The 17346-nt window shown below is 64.3% G+C and carries 16 protein-coding genes; 1 reads left to right on the top strand and 15 read right to left on the bottom strand.

From position 1 onward, the window contains the following. Positions 1-143: 143 nt before the first annotated feature. Positions 144-962, bottom strand: a complete 819-nt coding sequence (locus tag HHL14_RS01280) for an enoyl-CoA hydratase (RefSeq protein WP_169495780.1) — start codon at positions 960-962, stop codon at positions 144-146. Between the two features lie 151 nt (positions 963-1113). After that, complete coding sequence (locus tag HHL14_RS01275) at positions 1114-2037, bottom strand: histone deacetylase family protein (RefSeq protein WP_169495779.1); 924 nt, start codon at positions 2035-2037, stop codon at positions 1114-1116. A gap of 256 nt (positions 2038-2293) precedes the next feature. Here HHL14_RS01275 and mltB point away from each other — a divergent pair, with 256 nt between their 5' ends. Then, complete coding sequence (gene mltB / locus HHL14_RS01270; protein WP_169495778.1) at positions 2294-3562, top strand: lytic murein transglycosylase B; 1269 nt, start codon at positions 2294-2296, stop codon at positions 3560-3562. A 145-nt stretch (positions 3563-3707) separates the two neighbouring features. Here the strand turns inward: mltB and cysM are convergent, their stop codons facing one another. The 13 genes from cysM to hisC all read right to left on the bottom strand — a co-directional run bounded on the left by cysM (position 3708) and on the right by hisC (position 17294). Continuing rightward, positions 3708-4610 (bottom strand): cysteine synthase CysM, encoded by a 903-nt coding sequence (gene cysM, locus HHL14_RS01265; protein ID WP_169495777.1) that lies wholly within the window; start codon positions 4608-4610, stop codon positions 3708-3710. Between the two features lie 290 nt (positions 4611-4900). Beyond that, positions 4901-5272, bottom strand: coding sequence for a ComEA family DNA-binding protein (locus HHL14_RS01260; RefSeq protein WP_169495776.1), 372 nt, complete (start codon positions 5270-5272; stop codon positions 4901-4903). Positions 5273-5351: 79 nt separating this feature from the next. Continuing rightward, positions 5352-6344, bottom strand: coding sequence for an ADP-glyceromanno-heptose 6-epimerase (rfaD, locus tag HHL14_RS01255; protein WP_169495775.1), 993 nt, complete (start codon positions 6342-6344; stop codon positions 5352-5354). A gap of 91 nt (positions 6345-6435) precedes the next feature. Next, positions 6436-7443 carry a D-glycero-beta-D-manno-heptose-7-phosphate kinase gene (gene rfaE1, locus HHL14_RS01250; RefSeq protein ID WP_329601594.1) on the bottom strand — a complete coding sequence of 336 codons (1008 nt, stop codon included), beginning with the start codon at positions 7441-7443 and terminating at the stop codon, positions 6436-6438. Then, positions 7409-8812: a UDP-glucose dehydrogenase family protein gene (locus HHL14_RS01245; RefSeq protein WP_169495773.1), complete on the bottom strand. Its 1404-nt coding sequence runs from the start codon at positions 8810-8812 to the stop codon at positions 7409-7411. The genes rfaE1 and HHL14_RS01245 overlap by 35 nt, the downstream gene beginning before the upstream one ends. A 177-nt stretch (positions 8813-8989) precedes the next feature. After that, positions 8990-10165: a lipopolysaccharide assembly protein LapB gene (gene lapB, locus HHL14_RS01240; protein WP_169495772.1), complete on the bottom strand. Its 1176-nt coding sequence runs from the start codon at positions 10163-10165 to the stop codon at positions 8990-8992. Positions 10166-10234: 69 nt separating this feature from the next. Further along, positions 10235-10528: a LapA family protein gene (locus tag HHL14_RS01235; protein WP_169495771.1), complete on the bottom strand. Its 294-nt coding sequence runs from the start codon at positions 10526-10528 to the stop codon at positions 10235-10237. Between the two features lie 303 nt (positions 10529-10831). Then, positions 10832-11155 (bottom strand): integration host factor subunit beta, encoded by a 324-nt coding sequence (locus HHL14_RS01230; RefSeq protein WP_169495770.1) that lies wholly within the window; start codon positions 11153-11155, stop codon positions 10832-10834. A 21-nt stretch (positions 11156-11176) separates the two neighbouring features. After that, the gene (gene rpsA, locus HHL14_RS01225) at positions 11177-12910 is read right to left on the bottom strand and encodes a 30S ribosomal protein S1 (protein ID WP_169495769.1); all 1734 of its coding nucleotides are present in this window, start codon (positions 12908-12910) and stop codon (positions 11177-11179) included. A gap of 165 nt (positions 12911-13075) precedes the next feature. After that, complete coding sequence (cmk, locus tag HHL14_RS01220; RefSeq protein ID WP_169495768.1) at positions 13076-13762, bottom strand: (d)CMP kinase; 687 nt, start codon at positions 13760-13762, stop codon at positions 13076-13078. A 46-nt stretch (positions 13763-13808) separates the two neighbouring features. Beyond that, positions 13809-15113: a 3-phosphoshikimate 1-carboxyvinyltransferase gene (aroA, locus tag HHL14_RS01215; RefSeq protein WP_169495767.1), complete on the bottom strand. Its 1305-nt coding sequence runs from the start codon at positions 15111-15113 to the stop codon at positions 13809-13811. A 42-nt stretch (positions 15114-15155) separates the two neighbouring features. Next, positions 15156-16097: a prephenate dehydrogenase gene (locus HHL14_RS01210; protein WP_169495766.1), complete on the bottom strand. Its 942-nt coding sequence runs from the start codon at positions 16095-16097 to the stop codon at positions 15156-15158. Between the two features lie 75 nt (positions 16098-16172). After that, positions 16173-17294, bottom strand: a complete 1122-nt coding sequence (gene hisC, locus HHL14_RS01205) for a histidinol-phosphate transaminase (RefSeq protein ID WP_169495765.1) — start codon at positions 17292-17294, stop codon at positions 16173-16175. Between the last annotated feature and the right edge of the window lie 52 nt (positions 17295-17346).

The following is a 17346-nucleotide window of genomic DNA, read 5'->3' as shown; positions in this document are numbered from 1 at the left end:
ACGGCGTGTGACGGTTCGACAAACTTTTTCGCGAACGCGGCCGAGGGCGCCGGGGCGACGCTCGCTAACCGCTGCGCGTCGCCCTCCTGAGATGAGCGCCGCCGCTTAATGCCACACTTAACGCCGCCGCTTAACGCCACCACTTAACGCCGCCACTCCGGCGCGCGTTTATCGATGAACGCCTGCACGCCTTCGAGCGCCGAGTCGGCCATCATGTTGCAGGCCATCGTCTGCCCGGCCAGTTGGTAGGCGGCCTCGATGCCCATTTCGAGCTGGCGGTAGAAGAGACCCTTGCCCGCGCTTACCGCTTCGGCCGGCTTCGCGCAGATGCTCGCCGCGAGCCGCGCGACTTCGTCGTCGAGCGCGTCGGTGGGAGCGACGCGGTTCACGAGGCCCTGCTGCTTCGCCGCGGCGGCGTCGATGAACTCGCCGGTCAGCAGCATCTCGAGCGCGGCCTTGCGCGACAGGTTGCGCGACAACGGCACCGACGGCGTCGCGCAAAACAATCCGAGATTCACGCCCGACACCGCGAAGCGCGCGGTATCGGCGGCAACCGCGAGATCGCACATCGCGACGAGCTGGCAGCCAGCCGCCGTCGCGATGCCGTGCGCACGCGCGATCACCGGCTGCGGCATGCGCTGGATCGTCATCATCAGCTTCGTGCAACGCGCGAACAGTTGCTGGTAGTACGCAAGCGACGGCGCCGCGCGCATTTCTTTCAGATCGTGACCGGCGCAGAACGCGCGCCCCGCGCCGGCGATCACGACCACACGCGCATCGCTATTCGCGATTTCGCTCAAGCGCTGCTGCAGTTCGTCGAGCAACGCTTCGGACAGCGCGTTGAACGCGTCGGGCCGATTCATCGTCACGCGCACGACGCCCGGCACGCGATAAGCGTCGTGCTCGACCTCGACCAACGGCGCGTTGCCGGTATCGGCGAGATTGACGGAGTTGGCGTTCATGGCTTGCTCCTCGGTTTGCGTGGATCGCGATCGCAGCTCGTTGACGGACGGTTCAGCGACAGTTTAGCGACGATTTAACGATGGTCTAACCGCGGTTCAGCCGTCGCTCAACCCGGCTCGCCACCCACTCACCGCAAGCGGCACGCGGACCTCAGATTTCCGCCAGCGCGCGCACGTGCGCGACCACGCTGCGCCCGAGCGCCGACAGGTTATAACCGCCCTCGAGACAACTGACGATGCGCCCGTGCGCATAACGCCGCGCGATCCGGCACATCTGGTCGGTGATCCACGCGTAGTCGTCCTCGACGAGGCCCATGTTGCCGAGATCGTCCTCGCGATGCGCGTCGAAGCCCGCCGAGATGAACAGCATCTCCGGCTTGAATTCTTCCAGACGCGGCAGCCACAGGATGTCGACCGCCTCGCGCACGGCCATGCCGTTCGAGCGCGCCGGCATCGGCACGTTGCACATGTTGGGCGCCTGGTTGTCGGCGCCGGTGAACGGATAGAACGGGTGCTGGAAGATGCTGCACATCAGCACGCGCGGGTCGCCCGAGAACGCGGCCTCAGTGCCGTTGCCGTGATGCACGTCGAAGTCGATGATCGCGACGCGCTGCAAGCCGTGCACATCGAGCGCATGGCGCGCGGCGATCGCGACGTTGTTGAAGAAGCAGAAGCCCATCGCGCGCGCCGGCTCCGCATGGTGACCGGGCGGCCGCACGCTGCAGAACGCATTGTCGTAGCGCCCTTCGATCACCGCGTCGGTCGCGGCGACCGCGGCACCCGCCGCGCGCAACGCGGCCTGCCACGTGTGCGGATTCATCGTCGTGTCGGGATCGATTTCCGCGATGCCCTCGGCGGGCGCGCGACTGCGAATGTAGTCGACGTGCGCCTGGGTATGCACGCGCAGCAGCGCGGCTTCGTCGGCGAGCGGCGCCGATTCGCGCTCGATCAGCGCGTCGATGCGGCTCGCGATCAGTTGATCCTCGATCGCCTGCAGGCGCGCGGGACATTCGGGATGCCACTGTCCCATGTCGTGCAGCAGACAGTCGGCGTGGGAATAGAAACCTGTTGCCATAGTTCTAGTATTCGTCTCTGCTACGGCGCGGCGCATTTCGATACGCGCGCGACGTGTCTCCGTCGAGCGGCGCGCGCCCCCGGCGCGCCAATGTTCATCAAGTTACCACACGACGCCATGCCAGCGTGGCTGTCGCACATTCGGCACGGTTTTGCGAAAGGCGTCGGGTATACTGCCCCGACCCTGTCATTCGCGGTCACGTTTCTGTCGCCTCCGTCTTGCATCTGTCTTTCACGCATCGCGCTCACTGCTCACTATGACCGTCAAGCTTGCTCTGTCCGCACGATCCCCACGCAACCGGCTCCACCTCGGCACTATCGCCGCCTCACTGACCGTCGCGGCGTGCCTGGCAAGCGCGGCGGCTCCGGCGAACGCGCAGAGCGCCGCGAAGAAAGCGCCGCTGCAAGTCGCGCAGAGTCAGCCGCAGCAGGCCGTGCCGCAAGGACAGACGTTCGAGGAAGAGATCATTCCGCAGCGCTACGCGAACAACGCGAATGTCGATGCGTTCATCAACGAGATGGTCGCGCGCTACGACTTCGACCAGGCATCGCTGCACGCGCTCTTCGCCGGCGTCAGCTATTCGGCGACCGCGGTGAAACTGGTCACGCCGTCGCCGACACCGTCGGTCAAGAACTGGCGCTCGTATCAGGCGCGCTTTCTCGATCCGGTGCGCGTGAACGCTGGCGTGCGCTTCTGGCGCGCGAACCAGGCCACGCTGCAGCGCGCGGCCCAGGAGTTCGGCGTGCCGCCGGAGGTGATCGTCGGCATCATCGGTGTCGAGACGATCTACGGCCGCTACATGGGCAACTTCCGCGTGCTCGACGCGCTGACCACGCTCAGCTTCGACTACCCGAACACCGCGAATCGCGCGGACCGCCAGGCGACCTTCCGCAAGAATCTCGAAGACTATCTGGTGTGGACGCGCGACGCGCAGATCGACCCGAGCTCGGTGCTCGGCTCGTACACCGGCGCGATCGGCATTCCGCAATTCCTGCCGAGCAGCATCGTGCAATACGCGGTGAACTACGACGGCAACAAGCGCATCGATCTGCGCACCAGCGAAGCGGACGCGATCGGCAGCGTCGCGAATTATCTGCGGCAGAACGGCTGGGAAAGCGGCCGGCCGGTGGTGTGGAAGATCGGCTCGGACATCGGCAGTCTCGGCGTCGCCCAGGCGGCCGCGGATGGTCAGCCGGAGCCGCGTTGGCCGCTCTCCCAATTGCTGCGCGCCGGCCTCGTGCTCAACGAGCCGAACGTCGACGTCGCGGCCGAAGCCGGTACGCCGGTGACGGTGGTCGATCTGCCGTCGCCGGGACGCGGTACCGAATTCGTGCTCGGGCTGAAGAACTTCTACGTGCTCACGCGTTACAACCGCAGCTTCTTCTATGCGCTCGCGGTGTATCAGCTGGGTCAGAAGGTGAAGGCGCAGATGGAAGCGATCGATGCGGCCAACGCCGCGAATGCGGTGAACAACGGAAATGGCGCATCCGGCGCGATGAATCCGTCGAACGCCAATTCGCAATAATCGAGCAATGACCGCGCGATGAAGCGCGGTGCACGCCTCGCATCGTCCGCATGAAAAAAGCGCCGGCTCTGTGAAGAGACCAGCGCTTTTTTTATTGGCTCGCGCGAGCGCAGCGGCACGCGCGCAAACCGACGTCCCTGCCCGCTTACGCGGGAAACACCCCGGTGGACAGATAACGATCGCCGCGATCGCAGACGATGAACACGATCGTCGCATTCTCGACCTGACGCGCGACACGCAGCGCGACTTCGCACGCGCCGCCCGACGAAATGCCCGCGAAGATGCCCTCGACCGATGCGAGGCGACGCGCCATCGCTTCAGCCGCGGCCTGGCTCACGTTCTCGACGCGATCGACGCGGCTGCGATCGAAAATCTTCGGCAGATACGCTTCCGGCCATTTGCGGATGCCGGGAATGCGCGAGCCCTCTTCCGGCTGCGCACCGATGATCTCGATCTGCTGGTTCTGCGTTTTCAGATAGGTCGACACGCCCATGATCGTGCCGGTCGTGCCCATCGACGACACGAAATGCGTGATGCGCCCTTCGGTGTCGCGCCAGATTTCCGGCCCCGTGCCTTCGATGTGCGCGGCCGGATTGTCCGGGTTCGCGAACTGGTCGAGGATGATGCCCTTGCCTTCGCGCTGCATCTGCTCGGCGAGATCGCGCGCGTACTCCATGCCGCCTTTCACCGGCGTCAGGATGATCTGCGCGCCGTACGCGGCCATGCTCTGACGGCGCTCGACCGACAGATCCTCCGGCATGATCAGCACCATCTTGTAGCCGCGGATCGCGGCCGCCATCGCCAGTGCAATGCCAGTGTTGCCGCTCGTCGATTCGATCAGCGTGTCGCCCGGCTTGATGCGCCCGCGTGCTTCCGCTTTCTTGATCATCGACAACGCCGGGCGGTCCTTCACCGAACCTGCGGGGTTGTTGCCCTCGAGCTTCGCGAGGATCACGTTGTTGCGGCTGCGGATCTCGTCGTCGGGAAGCCGGACGAGTTGCACGAGCGGCGTATTGCCGATCGTGTCTTCAATCGTTTGGTATGCCATATCGGATCTAGCGGTCGGGACGCGAAAGTGTGTCTTGAATCTATCGATTCTAAACCACGATGTCCGGCGCTGTCGGGCAGCCCTTCTGTCCGCATGGATGCAGACTGCCGCCGCCACGCAAAAAGCCCGCGGCTGCGAACCGCGGGAAAGTGTGTGTAGTCACTGAAGGAGGGGTCGCCCGCCGCGACGACGTGACCCGAGTCGATCACGAAAGGAAAGCACGCGGCGAACGACGATGGCGGACCGACGCGCCTGCATTTCACCGTGCAGGCGCGCCGGTCCGCGGCGGCTTATTTCTTCACCGCCACTGCAGGTGCGCTTTTCTGCGCGGCGTCATGAGCAACCGCAGCGGCCGGCTCTTTGGTCTGTGCCGCCGCAACCTGCGTACCAGCAGCAGCGCCAGCCGGACCGACAGCGAGACCCTCCGCCTGCAGACGCTCGACGGTATGCCCGCCCATGCCCTTGACGCGCTTGCCGAGATCGGTCGGGTCCTTGAACGGACCGTGCGCGGTACGCTCGTCGAGGATCGCCTTGGCCTTCGCCGGGCCGATGCCCTTGATGCCGCGCAGCGCGTCCTCGTTCGCGGTGTTGACGTCGACCGCCGCATACGCGTGGCCGAAAGCAGCGAGCATCGCCGCGGTAACCAGTACTTTTCGAAACATATTGGACTCTCCCTGTTGCCACTGACCGGCGACCATCACCGGTCAGGGAGATTCCAGTTTAAAGAGGATGACGTACTAATTACACCTGGCCGAACAGCCAGCGCACGTAACGATCGACACCTTCCTGTACGCTCAGGAACGGCGCGTCGTAGCCGGCCGCGCGCAGCTTCGACTGATCGGCCTGGGTGAAGCACTGGTACTTGCCGCGCAGCGCGTCGGGGAACGGGATGTACTCGATCAGTCCGCGCTGCACCTGCTCCGCGAGCGACAGCGCCGGCTCGTTGTTCAACGCGCGCAGCGTGTTGACCACGGTGCTCGCGATGTCGTTGAACGGCTGCGCGCGCCCGGTGCCGAGATTGAAGATGCCCGACTTCTCCGGATGATCGAAGAAGAACAGGTTGACCTTCACGACGTCTTCGACCGAGATGAAATCGCGCGTCTGCTCGCCGGCCGCATAGCCGTTGTACTCGCCGAACAGCTTGACCTTGCCCTCGGCGCGAAACTGGTTGAAGTTGTGAAACGCGACCGACGCCATGCGCGCCTTGTGCGTTTCGCGCGGACCGTACACGTTGAAATAGCGGAAGCCCGCGATCTGGCTCTTCGCGGCAGGCAGCACGCGGCGGATCACCTGATCGAACAGGAACTTCGAATAGCCGTACACGTTCAGCGGCTGCTCGACCTCGCGCTCCTCGACGAAGCGGCTCGAGCCGCCGTACGTCGCCGCCGACGACGCGTACAGGAACTGGATGTTCTGCGCGAGGCAGACGTCGATCACATCGCGGCTATAGCGATAGTTGTTGTCCATCATGTAGCGGCCGTCGGTCTCCATCGTGTCCGAGCAGGCGCCTTCGTGGAAAATCGCGCGCACCTTGCCGAAGTCGCCGCGCTTGAAGCGCTCGACGAATTCGGTCTTGTCGAGATAGTCGTCGATTTCGCAGTCGACCAGATTCTTGAACTTGTCCGCGCGCGTCAGGTTGTCGACGGCGATGATGCGTTGTTCGCCGCGCTCGTTGAGCGCCTTCACGAGGTTGCTGCCGATAAAACCGGCCGCGCCGGTGACGATGACGGTCATGATGATCCTGCGATAGTGAGCGGTATTGAGCGGTGGATGACGCCTCGCGGGGCGCGGCTCCGTCGGCGACGGCCACGCCCGGCGGGTGGCATCAGGAAAAGAGTTCGTCGTAGTTGACGGTGGCGGTGCCGAGTTTGCCGACCACGATGCCGGCCGCGCGATTCGCGAGTCCGACCGCGTCGACGAGCGACAGACCCGCGCCGAGCATCGCGGCGAGCGTCGCGATCACGGTGTCGCCCGCGCCCGACACATCATACACTTCGCGTGCGACGGCCGACGCGTGCAGGATGCCGTCGTCGGAGAAGAGCGTCATGCCCTCTTCCGAGCGCGTCAGCAGGAGCGCCTTGAACTCGAGTTCGGCGCGCAGCTTCGTCACGCGCGCGATCAGATCTTCCTCGGACTTCCACTGCCCGACCACCTCGCGCAATTCCGCGCGGTTCGGCGTGATCAGCGTCGCGCCGCGATAGCGCTCCCAGTCGTCGCCCTTCGGATCGACCAGCACCGCCTTGCCGGCGGCGTGCGCCTTCGCGATCATCTGCGTGACGTGCGTGAGGCCGCCCTTCGCGTAGTCGGACATCAGGATCACGTCGTGCGACGGCAGCAGCTCGTCGAAACGCGCGAGACCCGCGAGCAGCACTTCGTGCGCCGGCGAATTTTCGAAGTCGACGCGCAGCAGTTGCTGCTGACGCGACAGCACGCGCAGCTTGATCGTCGTCAGCAATGCGGGGTCGCGCTCGAGATGCGGCGTCACGCCGCTTTCGTCGAGCAGTTGAACGATGCGCTCGCCCGGCTCGTCATGACCGACCACGCACAGCAGACCCGCCTGCGCGCCGAGCGCAACCGCGTTACGCGCGACGTTCGCCGCGCCGCCCAGGCGATCCTCCTGCCGTTGCACGTGCACGACCGGCACCGGTGCTTCCGGCGAGATGCGGTTGACGTCGCCGAACCAGTAGCGGTCGAGCATCACGTCGCCGACCACCAGCACGCGCGCCGCGCCGAGCTGCGCGCGCGGCACCGTCGTCAGTTTCTGCGCCGGCGTGGCCATGGGCGCCTCGGGCCGGGCCTCAGGCATGGGCCGGAAGTTCAGAGGGTTGGGCATAGGGGCGTCCAATAGCGTGGTAGTCGATGCCGAGTTCGGTCATCGCGTCCGGTTCGTACAGGTTGCGGCCGTCGAAAATCAGCGGCGTCTTCAGTACCGATTTCAGATACGCGAAATCGGGACTCTTGAATTCCTTCCATTCGGTCACGATCACGAGCGCGTCGGCGTCGGTCAGCGTTTCGTCCTGCGTGTTCGTGAACGTAAGGCGCGCGAGTTGTTCGGGCGCGTCGCGCAGATCCATTGCGAACACGCGACGCGCCTCGGTCACGGCAACCGGATCGTACGCGCGCACCGTCGCGCCGCGCGCGAGCAGCTCGCCGATCACACGACGGCTCGGCGCCTCGCGCATGTCGTCGGTATTCGGCTTGAACGCGAGGCCCCACAGCGCGAACGTGCGACCGCTCAGATCCTCGCCGAGCTTCGCGGTGACCTTGCGCACGAGCACGTCTTTCTGCGCGTAGTTCACTTCCTCGACCGCTTCGAGAATGCGCAGGTTGTGGCCGCTTTCGCTCGCGGTGCGGATCAGCGCCTGCACGTCCTTCGGGAAGCACGAGCCGCCATAGCCGCAGCCCGCATACAGAAAGTGATAACCGATGCGCGGATCGGAGCCGATGCCGCGACGCACCGCTTCGATGTCGGCGCCGACCTTGTCGGCAAGATTGGACATCTCGTTCATGAACGAGATGCGCGTCGCGAGCATCGCGTTAGCCGCGTATTTCGTGAACTCGGCCGAGCGCACGTCCATGTACAGCGTGCGTTCGTGATTACGGTTGAACGGCGCGTACAGGCGCTTCATCATTTCGCGAGCACGGATGCCCGGCTCGTCTTCGTCGATGCCGATCACGATGCGATCGGGGCGCATGAAATCATCGACGGCCGCGCCTTCCTTCAGGAACTCGGGATTCGACACGACCGAGAAGCGATGCTGCGCGCTATCGACGAGACCGCGCTTCGCGAGCTCTTCGTCGATCACCGCGCGCACGCGCTGAGCAGTACCGACCGGCACCGTCGATTTGTCGACGATCACCTTGAAGCCGTTCATCGTGCGGCCGATGTTGCGCGCCGCTTCGAGCACATATTGCAGATCGGCCGAGCCGTCTTCGTCCGGCGGCGTGCCGACCGCGATGAACTGCACGTCGCCGTGCGCGACGCTCGCCGCGACATCGGTCGAGAACGTGATGCGGCCGGCCGCGCGCGTACGGGCGATGATCTCCTGCAGACCCGGCTCGTGAATCGGTACGCCGCCGTTGTTGAGGATGTCGATCTTGCGCTGATCGACGTCGAGACAGAAGACGTCGTTGCCGATTTCGGCGAGGCACGCGCCGGTGACGAGGCCGACATAGCCCGTGCCGATGATGGTGATTTTCATATGCGTTCCGGTGGAGAGTTCCGGGAATGAGCGCCGGTCACAAACCCGGCGATGAACTCGCGGTATTCGGTGCGGCCGCCGCGCACGCGGGCATGGCCCGCGGGGGCCGGGCCGCGCGATGGCAGCGCGATCGTTACCGCCGCCGTTGCGTCGTGCGCCAGCCCGGCCGGCGCGGAGTTAGCTCGACGCCGTAATCGGTTCGACGCGACGCGGCGCATAGGTCTCCCAACCGCTGCAACCCGGACACTGCCAATAGAAAAGCCGCGCCCTGAAACCGCAATTCTGGCACGTATAGCGCGGCAGATTTTTGGTGCGCTGGCGGATCAGTGTGCGCATCAGTTCGAGCTCGCTGCGCCGCGGCTCTTCGGCAACCGCCTGCTGCGCCTCGAGCAAACGCGTCATGCCAGCCAGATTCGGCGACTTCTGCATCTGCGAGCGCGCGAGCGCATGTGCGGCATCGGCGCCGCGCAACGACGCAACGTGCTGATAGGCGACGTCGAGCAGATCGTTACTCGGATGACGGTCGACCCAGGTGGTCAGCAAATCGGCCCCTTCCTGCGCGCGGCCGAGCGCTTCATACGCCTTCATGATCTTTTCGGCGACGAGCGGCAGATACGCGGGGTTCTGTTCCTCGACGCGGCGCCATTGTTCGATCGCCGCTTCCGGCGCGCCGCCGGCTGCGTCGACGTCGCCGAACAGGATCGTCGCGCGCACATTGGTCGGATTCGCTTTCAGCGCGAGGCCGAGCTGACGACGCGCCTCGTCCGGATTCTTCTGCTGCAGCGCTTCCTGTGCGAGCTCGCAATGGAACTGCGCGATTTCCTTGTCCAGCGACGGCGCACCCATCGTTTCGAGATGACGGGCGGTGTCGATCGATTTGATCCAGTCCTTCTCGATCTCGTAGATCGTCAGTAGCGCGCGTTGCGCGCCCAGGGCGTAGTCACCGGACTGCAGCGAGCGGAAGGTTTCCTCGGCGCGGTCGAGCAGACCCGCCTTCAGGAAGTCCTGGCCGAGTTCATAGAGCGCGTGATCACGCTCGCTGACCGGCAGATCCGCGCGGCTCAACAGATTCTGATGCACGCGAATCGCGCGATCGGTTTCGCCACGCCGGCGGAACAGATTGCCGAGCGCGAAATGCAACTCGACCGTTTCGGGGTCGAGCTTGACGACTTCGATGAACGCGTCGATCGCCTGATCGGGCTGCTCGTTGAGCAGGAAATTCAGCCCGCGGAAATACGAACGCGGCAGGTTGGCGCTTTCGGACAGCAGCGTCTTGAGGTCGTAGCGCGCCGCCATCCAGCCGAACGCGAATGCGACGGGTATGACGAGCAGCCACCAGAAGTCTAGATCCATGCGATTAATGCAAATGTGCGGGAAAGCGGAAACGGAAAGCCGCGCTCAGCGAGCGCGGCACAGGACAGATCAGATCAACGGCGGCAGCGGCGGCTGTTCGACGGCGACCGGAGTCTCGCGGGCCACGCGCAACTCGCGGCGCAGCCGGCCATTCTCCATACGCAGACGCAGCATGGCCGGCATCGCGGACACGAGCCCGGCCAGCAGGCCGATCACGAAAAACGCGAGGCCAATCAGAATCAAGGGCGCCGACCACATGTAGCCGGCGAGGAAATTCAGCGTAGCGGTTTGCGTGTTGGAAAGCGCCAGCACCAGCAGCAGCACGAACACCAGCACACGGATCAGCCAGACGATAAATTTCATGAATAGATCTCTTGACGGCAGTTGCGGGGTGACGCCGGCTTGATGACGCGTCGCGCCACGGTGTTGCCCGCGCCGAAGTGACCCGTATTGTAATGGATGCCCTCGCGGCTGGGCAGCACGTGGCCGGAAGCAGCCTTGCGGGCGATTTCATCGCATCGCGCTACGGCCCGGCGCTTCACCGGCAACGCCCCAAAAAACGCGGACGAAAAAAAAGCGCCCGAAGGCGCTTTTCATGGTCTTTTGCCACTTGGCTTTGGCCGCTGATGCTAGCTTTGCCACGCTGCACGACGCACAGCGGAGTCATTACAGGTCGTCATCCGGCTCTTCGTCCTTCAGCGGCTCGCCCGCGCGACGATCCACGCGTTCGCGCAATTCCTTGCCCGGCTTGAAGTGCGGTACGTACTTCTCGGGTACCAGCACCTTCTCGCCCGACTTCGGATTGCGTCCGACGCGGGAAGGACGGCGGTTGAGGCCGAAGCTGCCGAAGCCGCGAATTTCGATACGATGACCTTTGGCAAGCGCCTCCGACATCGCATCGAGCATCGTCTTCACCGCGAAATCCGCATCTTTAAGAACAAGTTGCGGAAATCGCGTAGCCAGCTGGGCGACCAATTCCGATTTGGTCATACTGCAGCAGACCTCTCAGACTTACTGGTTCTGGCCGTCGAGCTTGGCCTTCAGCAGCGCGCCGAGGTTCGTCGTGCCGGTAGCAGCTGCGCTCGAATCCGAAGCAGCGAGGCCACGGATGGCTTCCTGCTGCTCAGCCGAATCCTTAGCCTTGATCGACAGGTTGATGCCGCGCGACTTGCGATCGATGTTGATGATCATCGCGTTGACCTTGTCGCCTTCCTTCAGCACGTTGCGAGCGTCTTCCACGCGGTCTTGCGCGATTTCCGAAGCACGCAGGTAGCCTTCGACTTCACCCGACAGCTGAACCACGGCACCCTTCGCGTCCACGGTCTTGACCACGCCGTCGACGATCGAACCCTTGTCGTTCATTGCAACGAAGTTGCTGAACGGGTCGCCTTCGAGCTGCTTGATACCCAGCGAAATGCGTTCCTTCTCGACGTCGATGCCGAGAACGATCGCTTCCACTTCGTCGCCCTTCTTGTACTTGCGAACGGCTTCTTCGCCCGTTTCCGACCACGACAGGTCCGACAGGTGAACCAGACCGTCGATGCCGCCCGGCAGACCGATGAAGACGCCGAAGTCGGTGATCGACTTGATTGCGCCTTGCAGCTTGTCGCCCTTCTTGAAGTTGCGGCTGAAGTCGTCCCACGGGTTCGGCTTGCACTGCTTCATGCCGAGGCTGATACGGCGGCGGTCTTCGTCGATTTCGAGAACCATGACTTCGACTTCGTCGCCCAGCTGGACAACCTTCGACGGAGCAACGTTCTTGTTGGTCCAGTCCATTTCCGACACGTGGACGAGGCCTTCGATGCCCGATTCCACTTCGACGAATGCGCCGTAGTCGGTGATGTTGGTGACCTTACCGAACAGGCGCGTGCCCGACGGGTAACGGCGCGAGATGCCTTCCCACGGATCGTCGCCCAGTTGCTTGATACCGAGCGAAACGCGGTTCTTTTCCTGGTCGAACTTGAGGATCTTCGCGGTGACTTCCTGGCCAACCGACAGAACTTCGCTCGGGTGACGCACACGACGCCATGCGATGTCGGTGATGTGCAGCAGGCCGTCGATACCGCCGAGGTCCACGAACGCGCCGTAATCGGTGATGTTCTTGACCACGCCTTCGACGATCGCGCCTTCCTTCAGCGTTTCGAGCAGCTTTGCGCGCTCTTCGCCCTGGGTCGCTTCGATCACAGCGCGGCGCGACAGCACGACGTTGTTACGCTTGCGGTCGAGCTTGATAACGCGGAATTCGAGGGTCTTGCCTTCGTACGGGGTCGTGTCCTTGACCGGACGCGTGTCGACCAGCGAACCCGGCAGGAACGCGCGGATGCCGTTGACCATCACGGTCATGCCGCCCTTGACCTTGCCCGTGATCGTGCCGGTCACGAGTTCGTTGTTGTCGAGCGCCTTTTCCAGCGACAGCCACGAAGCCAGACGCTTCGCCTTGTCACGCGACAGGATCGTGTCGCCATAGCCGTTTTCCAGCGCGTCGATCGCGACGGAAACGAAGTCGCCCGCCTGCACTTCTACCTCGCCCGCGTCGTTCAGGAACTCTTCGAGCGGGATGTAGGCTTCGGACTTCAGACCAGCATTCACGACCACGAAGTTGTGGTCGACACGCACGACTTCGGCGGAGATCACTTCGCCAGCGCGCATGTCCTGCTTGGTCAGCGACTCTTCAAACAGAGCCGCAAAAGATTCGGTATTCGGGGTAGAGGTTTGCAGGTCGGACATAAAAATCAGAGTTTGCATGGGTTTTCGCAGCGCCTGGCTCACCGGACTGGTTAGCCGCTTAGGCAAACATGCGAATGTCACGCGGGGTTAAAGGGTTAAAAACAACGCTTCGCGACCATCGCGAAGCACCTACCAGCAACGGAACTGCTGCTACCTGGCCGCCGATGCGTTACTTCCTTGAAGTCACGCTTGCGGGACCAGCGCTTCATACCATTGCACCACCTGCTCGACCGCCTGGTCGACCGACAATGCGGAGGTATCAAGCAGCTTTGCATCCGCCGCGGGCTTGAGCGGCGCGGCCGCGCGCTGACTGTCACGCTCGTCGCGCTCACGCAAATCCCGGAGCAAGTCATCCATATTAGCAGAAAATCCTTTTTGGATCAATTGCTTATACCGGCGCGTCGCGCGGGCCTCAACGCTCGCGGTCATGAACACCTTCAGCACGGCGTCCTGGAAGATCACGGTACCCATGTCGCGGCCATCGGCGATCAGTCCCGGCTCCTTGCGGAAAGCCCGCTGGCGCGCCACCAGCGCGGTTCGCACCGGCGCGTGCACCGCGATCGCCGAGGCCCGGCTGCCCACTTCCTCGGCACGGATTTCGGTCGACACATCGGCGCCGTCGAGTTGCGCGAGCCCCTCGCGGAACGTGATGTGGAGGTCGTCGATCAGCTTGACGTGTGCGTCGACGTCGTCCACCGCAATGCCATAGCGCAGGCTCGCGAGCGCCGCGAGCCGATACAGCGCGCCGCTGTCGAGCAGGTGAAAGCCAAGGTTCGCGGCCACCATCGCGGCGACGGTGCCTTTGCCGGAAGCGCTGGGGCCGTCGATCGTAATCACGGGCGTCTGGTGAAAGGGACGGATCGGTTTCATCTAAAAAGTCGCACGTCAGGCGATTCGCACGCGAATCTGGGTTGAATCAAGGTTGAGCCAGCGCCATGAAGCGCTCGAAATAATCCGGGAACGTCTTGCCGACGCACTTCGGATCATTGATACGGATCGGCACGCCGCCAAGGCTCACAAGCGAAAAGCACATGGCCATGCGATGGTCGTCGTAGGTATCGATCGCCGCGTTCGGGATCAGCTTTTCAGGCGGCGTCACGACGAGGAAATCCTCGCCCTCCTGCACTTTCGCGCCGACCTTGCGCAGTTCGGTCGCCATCGCCGCAATCCGGTCGGTTTCCTTCACGCGCCAGCTCGCGATGTTACGCAGCGTGCTCGTGCCGTCCGCGAACAGCGCGGCGACCGCGATCGTCATCGCGGCGTCGGGGATCAGGTTGAAGTCCATGTCGATCGGGTCGAGCTTGCCGTGGTCGTTGCCGACACCGCGCACTTCGATCCAGTCGTCGCCCATCTGCAGATTCGCGCCCATCCTGATCAGCGCATCGGCAAAGCCGACGTCGCCCTGGATGCTCGCGCGGCCCACGCCTTCCACCTTCAGCGGGCCTCCGCCGAGCGCGCCCGCGGCAAGGAAATACGACGCCGACGATGCATCGCCTTCCACCATGATCGTGCCCGGCGACTGATAGCGCTGCCCCGCCGGCACGACGAACTGGTGCCAGCCGTGACGCTCGACCTTGATGCCGAAGCGCTCCATCAGCTTGATCGTGATCTCGATATAGGGCTTGGAAATCAGCTCGCCGTCGACCTGCACGGTCGTCACGCCGCTCGCGGTACGCAGGATCGGCAACGTCATCAGCAGCGAGGTCAGGAACTGGCTCGACACGTCGCCGCGCACGCGAATCGGCGCATCGGCGGTGATTTCCGCGGCACGGATGCGCAGCGGCGGATAGCCCTCGTTCTGCTCGTAGTCAATCTTCGCGCCGATCTGGCGCAAGCCGTCGACCAGATCGCCGATCGGCCGCTCATGCATACGCGGCACGCCGTGAATCCGATAGCTGCCGCCGTTCACCGCGAGGGCCGCCGTCAGCGGGCGCACTGCCGTGCCGGCGTTGCCGAGGAACAGGTCGGCCGTGCGCGCGGTGAACGCGCCACGCGTGCCGGTGACGACGCAGGTGTCGCCCTCGCGCTTCAGACGCACGCCGAGCTTTTCGAGCGCGTCGAGCATCACGCGGGTGTCGTCGGAATCGAGCAGGTTCGTGATCGTCGTTTCGCCTTCAGCGAGCGCGGCGAGCAGCAGCACGCGATTCGAGATGCTCTTCGAGCCTGGCAGACGAACCGTGCCGGACGCACGGGAAAAAGGTCCGAGATCGAGGAATTCCATGATGAGTCCAGTTTCCGGTTATTTCGATGAGCCCGTTTCCGGTTATTTCGACGCGTCGCTGCCGGCCACTCCGGCCGCGCGCTGCTCCTGCCACTGACTGCGCGCGACGCGCGAGCGAGCGAACACCGCTTCGAGCGCGGCGCCGTCGCCGGCTTCGATCGCCTCGCGCAGGCGCGCAAGTATCGCGGTGTAGGCGTCGAGTTCGTCGAGCAGCGCGGCGCGATTGGCGACGCACACGTCGCGCCACATCTCCGGGCTCGACGCGGCAATGCGCGTGAAGTCGCGAAAGCCGCCGGCCGCGAACGAGAACTTCAGCGCGGCGTCGGGTGAATTGAGGATCTGTTCGACGAGCGCGAACGACAACACGTGCGGCAGATGGCTCACCGACGCGAACACCCGATCATGCTGGGCCGGCGCCATTTCACGCACCAACGCGCCGGTCGCGCGCCACATCGCGGCGACATGTTCGACCGCATCCGCCTGATTCTCCGGCAGCGGGCACAACACGACATTGCGGTTGACATACAGGTCGGGCAACGCGGCGTCGACACCGCTCGACTCGCGGCCGGCGATCGGATGGCCTGGCACGAACTGGCCGATCCGCGCGCCAAGCGCCGCGCGCGCGGCGGCGACTACGTCGGACTTGGTGCTACCCGCATCGGTGACGATCGTGTTGGCGCCGAGATACGGCGCGATGCGTTCGAGCAGCGGCTGCGTCTGCGCGACAGGCGCCGCGAGCAGTACGACATCGGCGCCCGCGAGCGCGTCGCGCAAACCAGCATCGTCGCCGAGTGCCACCGCAGCATCGATCACGCCCAACTCCAGCGCACGCTCGCTCGACGCGGCGGTTCGCCCAACACCGATCACCTTGCGCGCCCCGCGGCCCTCGCCCCGCTCACGCAACGCGCGCGCGAGCGATCCGCCGATCAGACCGACACCGAAAATCACCAGCTTGTTAAAAGAAAACGCGGCCACGTCGTTCACACAATTCGGAGAATAAGTTCGAACAATAAGCGCGCCGTTCCTGCTGGTCGGGCGCGCCGGTCAAGGGACCGATGCTTATACCGCGGCAGGTTCGGCAAGCGTCTTTTCGAGCGCCGCGAGGAACGCTTCGTTTTCCTCCGGCAGGCCGATCGTGATACGCAGCCACTGCGGCAAACCGTAGTTCGCCACCGGGCGCACGATCACGGCCTGCTTCAGCAGCGCGAGGTTTACGCGAGCGCCGGCGGCGTTGTCGTCGCCGACACGCACCAGCACGAAGTTGCCCGCGGACGGCACGTACTCGAGACCGAGCTTGTCGAACGCTTCGGCGAGACGGCGATAGCCCTGCGCGTTCAGCGCCGCGCTCTTCTCGAGAAACGCGTTGTCGTTCAGCGCGGCGATCGCCGCGGCCTGCGCGAGCGTGTTCACGTTGAACGGTTGACGCAAACGGTTCAGCAGATCGGTCAATTCGGGCTGCGCGATCGCGAAACCGATACGCAGGCCCGCGAGGCCGAACGCCTTCGAGAAGGTACGCGACACCAGCAGGTTCGGATAGCGCCGCACCCATGCGATCGAGTCGTAGCGCTGATCCGCCGACAGGTACTCGGTGTACGCCTCGTCGAGCACCACAGCCACGTGGCGCGGCACCTTGTCGAGAAACGCTTCGAGCGTCGGGCCGTCGATGAACGTGCCGGTCGGATTGTTCGGATTCGCGACGAACACGAGACGCGTATCGTCCGTGATCGCGGCGAGCATCGCGTCGAGGTCATGGCCATAGCGCACGGCCGGCACGACGATCGCGCGCGCGCCGACGCCTTGCGTCGCGAGCGCGTAGACCGCGAACGAGTACTGCGAGAACACGACCGACTGCCCCTTCTCGACGAACGCATGCGCGGCGAGTTCGAGGATGTCGTTGCTGCCATTGCCGAGCGTGATCCATTCGGCCGGCACGCCGTAGCGCGCGGCAAGCGCCGCTTTCAGCTCGAAGCCGTTCGAGTCCGGATAGCGGCCAAGATCGGCGATCGCCTGCGCCATTGCGCGCTGCGCCGACTCCGGCATGCCGAGCGGATTTTCGTTCGACGCCAGCTTCACGATGCTCGCTTCGTCGAGACCGAACTCGCGGGCCACTTCCGAAATCGGCTTGCCGGCGATATACGGCGCGATCGCGCGCACATAGGAAGGGCCGAAAGACGCTGTCATGACAATCTCCGAACGACGGTGAGTAGTGTTATATGCGGCCGGACGGCCAGGC

It is taken from the genome of Paraburkholderia antibiotica, from assembly GCF_012927125.1.
GTDB classification, from domain to species: domain Bacteria; phylum Pseudomonadota; class Gammaproteobacteria; order Burkholderiales; family Burkholderiaceae; genus Paraburkholderia; species Paraburkholderia antibiotica.
Note: the sequence above shows the minus strand (reverse complement) of the source record. Positions and strands in the feature narration are given on the sequence as shown.

Bases quoted from the DNA above. Each gene is read 5' to 3' on its own strand.
- HHL14_RS01275 (WP_169495779.1), bottom strand. From the start codon at position 2,037: ATGGCAACAGGTTTCTATTCCCACGCCGACTGTCTGCTGCACGACATG.
- cysM (WP_169495777.1), bottom strand. From the start codon at position 4,610: ATGGCATACCAAACGATTGAAGACACGATCGGCAATACGCCGCTCGTG.
- rpsA (WP_169495769.1), bottom strand. From the start codon at position 12,910: ATGCAAACTCTGATTTTTATGTCCGACCTGCAAACCTCTACCCCGAAT.
- HHL14_RS01280 (WP_169495780.1), bottom strand. From the start codon at position 962: ATGAACGCCAACTCCGTCAATCTCGCCGATACCGGCAACGCGCCGTTG.
- hisC (WP_169495765.1), bottom strand. From the start codon at position 17,294: ATGACAGCGTCTTTCGGCCCTTCCTATGTGCGCGCGATCGCGCCGTAT.
- aroA (WP_169495767.1), bottom strand. From the start codon at position 15,113: ATGGAATTCCTCGATCTCGGACCTTTTTCCCGTGCGTCCGGCACGGTT.
- mltB (WP_169495778.1), top strand. From the start codon at position 2,294: ATGACCGTCAAGCTTGCTCTGTCCGCACGATCCCCACGCAACCGGCTC.
- HHL14_RS01245 (WP_169495773.1), bottom strand. From the start codon at position 8,812: ATGAAAATCACCATCATCGGCACGGGCTATGTCGGCCTCGTCACCGGC.
- rfaD (WP_169495775.1), bottom strand. From the start codon at position 6,344: ATGACCGTCATCGTCACCGGCGCGGCCGGTTTTATCGGCAGCAACCTC.
- cmk (WP_169495768.1), bottom strand. From the start codon at position 13,762: ATGAAACCGATCCGTCCCTTTCACCAGACGCCCGTGATTACGATCGAC.
- lapB (WP_169495772.1), bottom strand. From the start codon at position 10,165: ATGGATCTAGACTTCTGGTGGCTGCTCGTCATACCCGTCGCATTCGCG.
- HHL14_RS01260 (WP_169495776.1), bottom strand. From the start codon at position 5,272: ATGTTTCGAAAAGTACTGGTTACCGCGGCGATGCTCGCTGCTTTCGGC.
- HHL14_RS01235 (WP_169495771.1), bottom strand. From the start codon at position 10,528: ATGAAATTTATCGTCTGGCTGATCCGTGTGCTGGTGTTCGTGCTGCTG.
- HHL14_RS01230 (WP_169495770.1), bottom strand. From the start codon at position 11,155: ATGACCAAATCGGAATTGGTCGCCCAGCTGGCTACGCGATTTCCGCAA.
- rfaE1 (WP_329601594.1), bottom strand. From the start codon at position 7,443: ATGCCCAACCCTCTGAACTTCCGGCCCATGCCTGAGGCCCGGCCCGAG.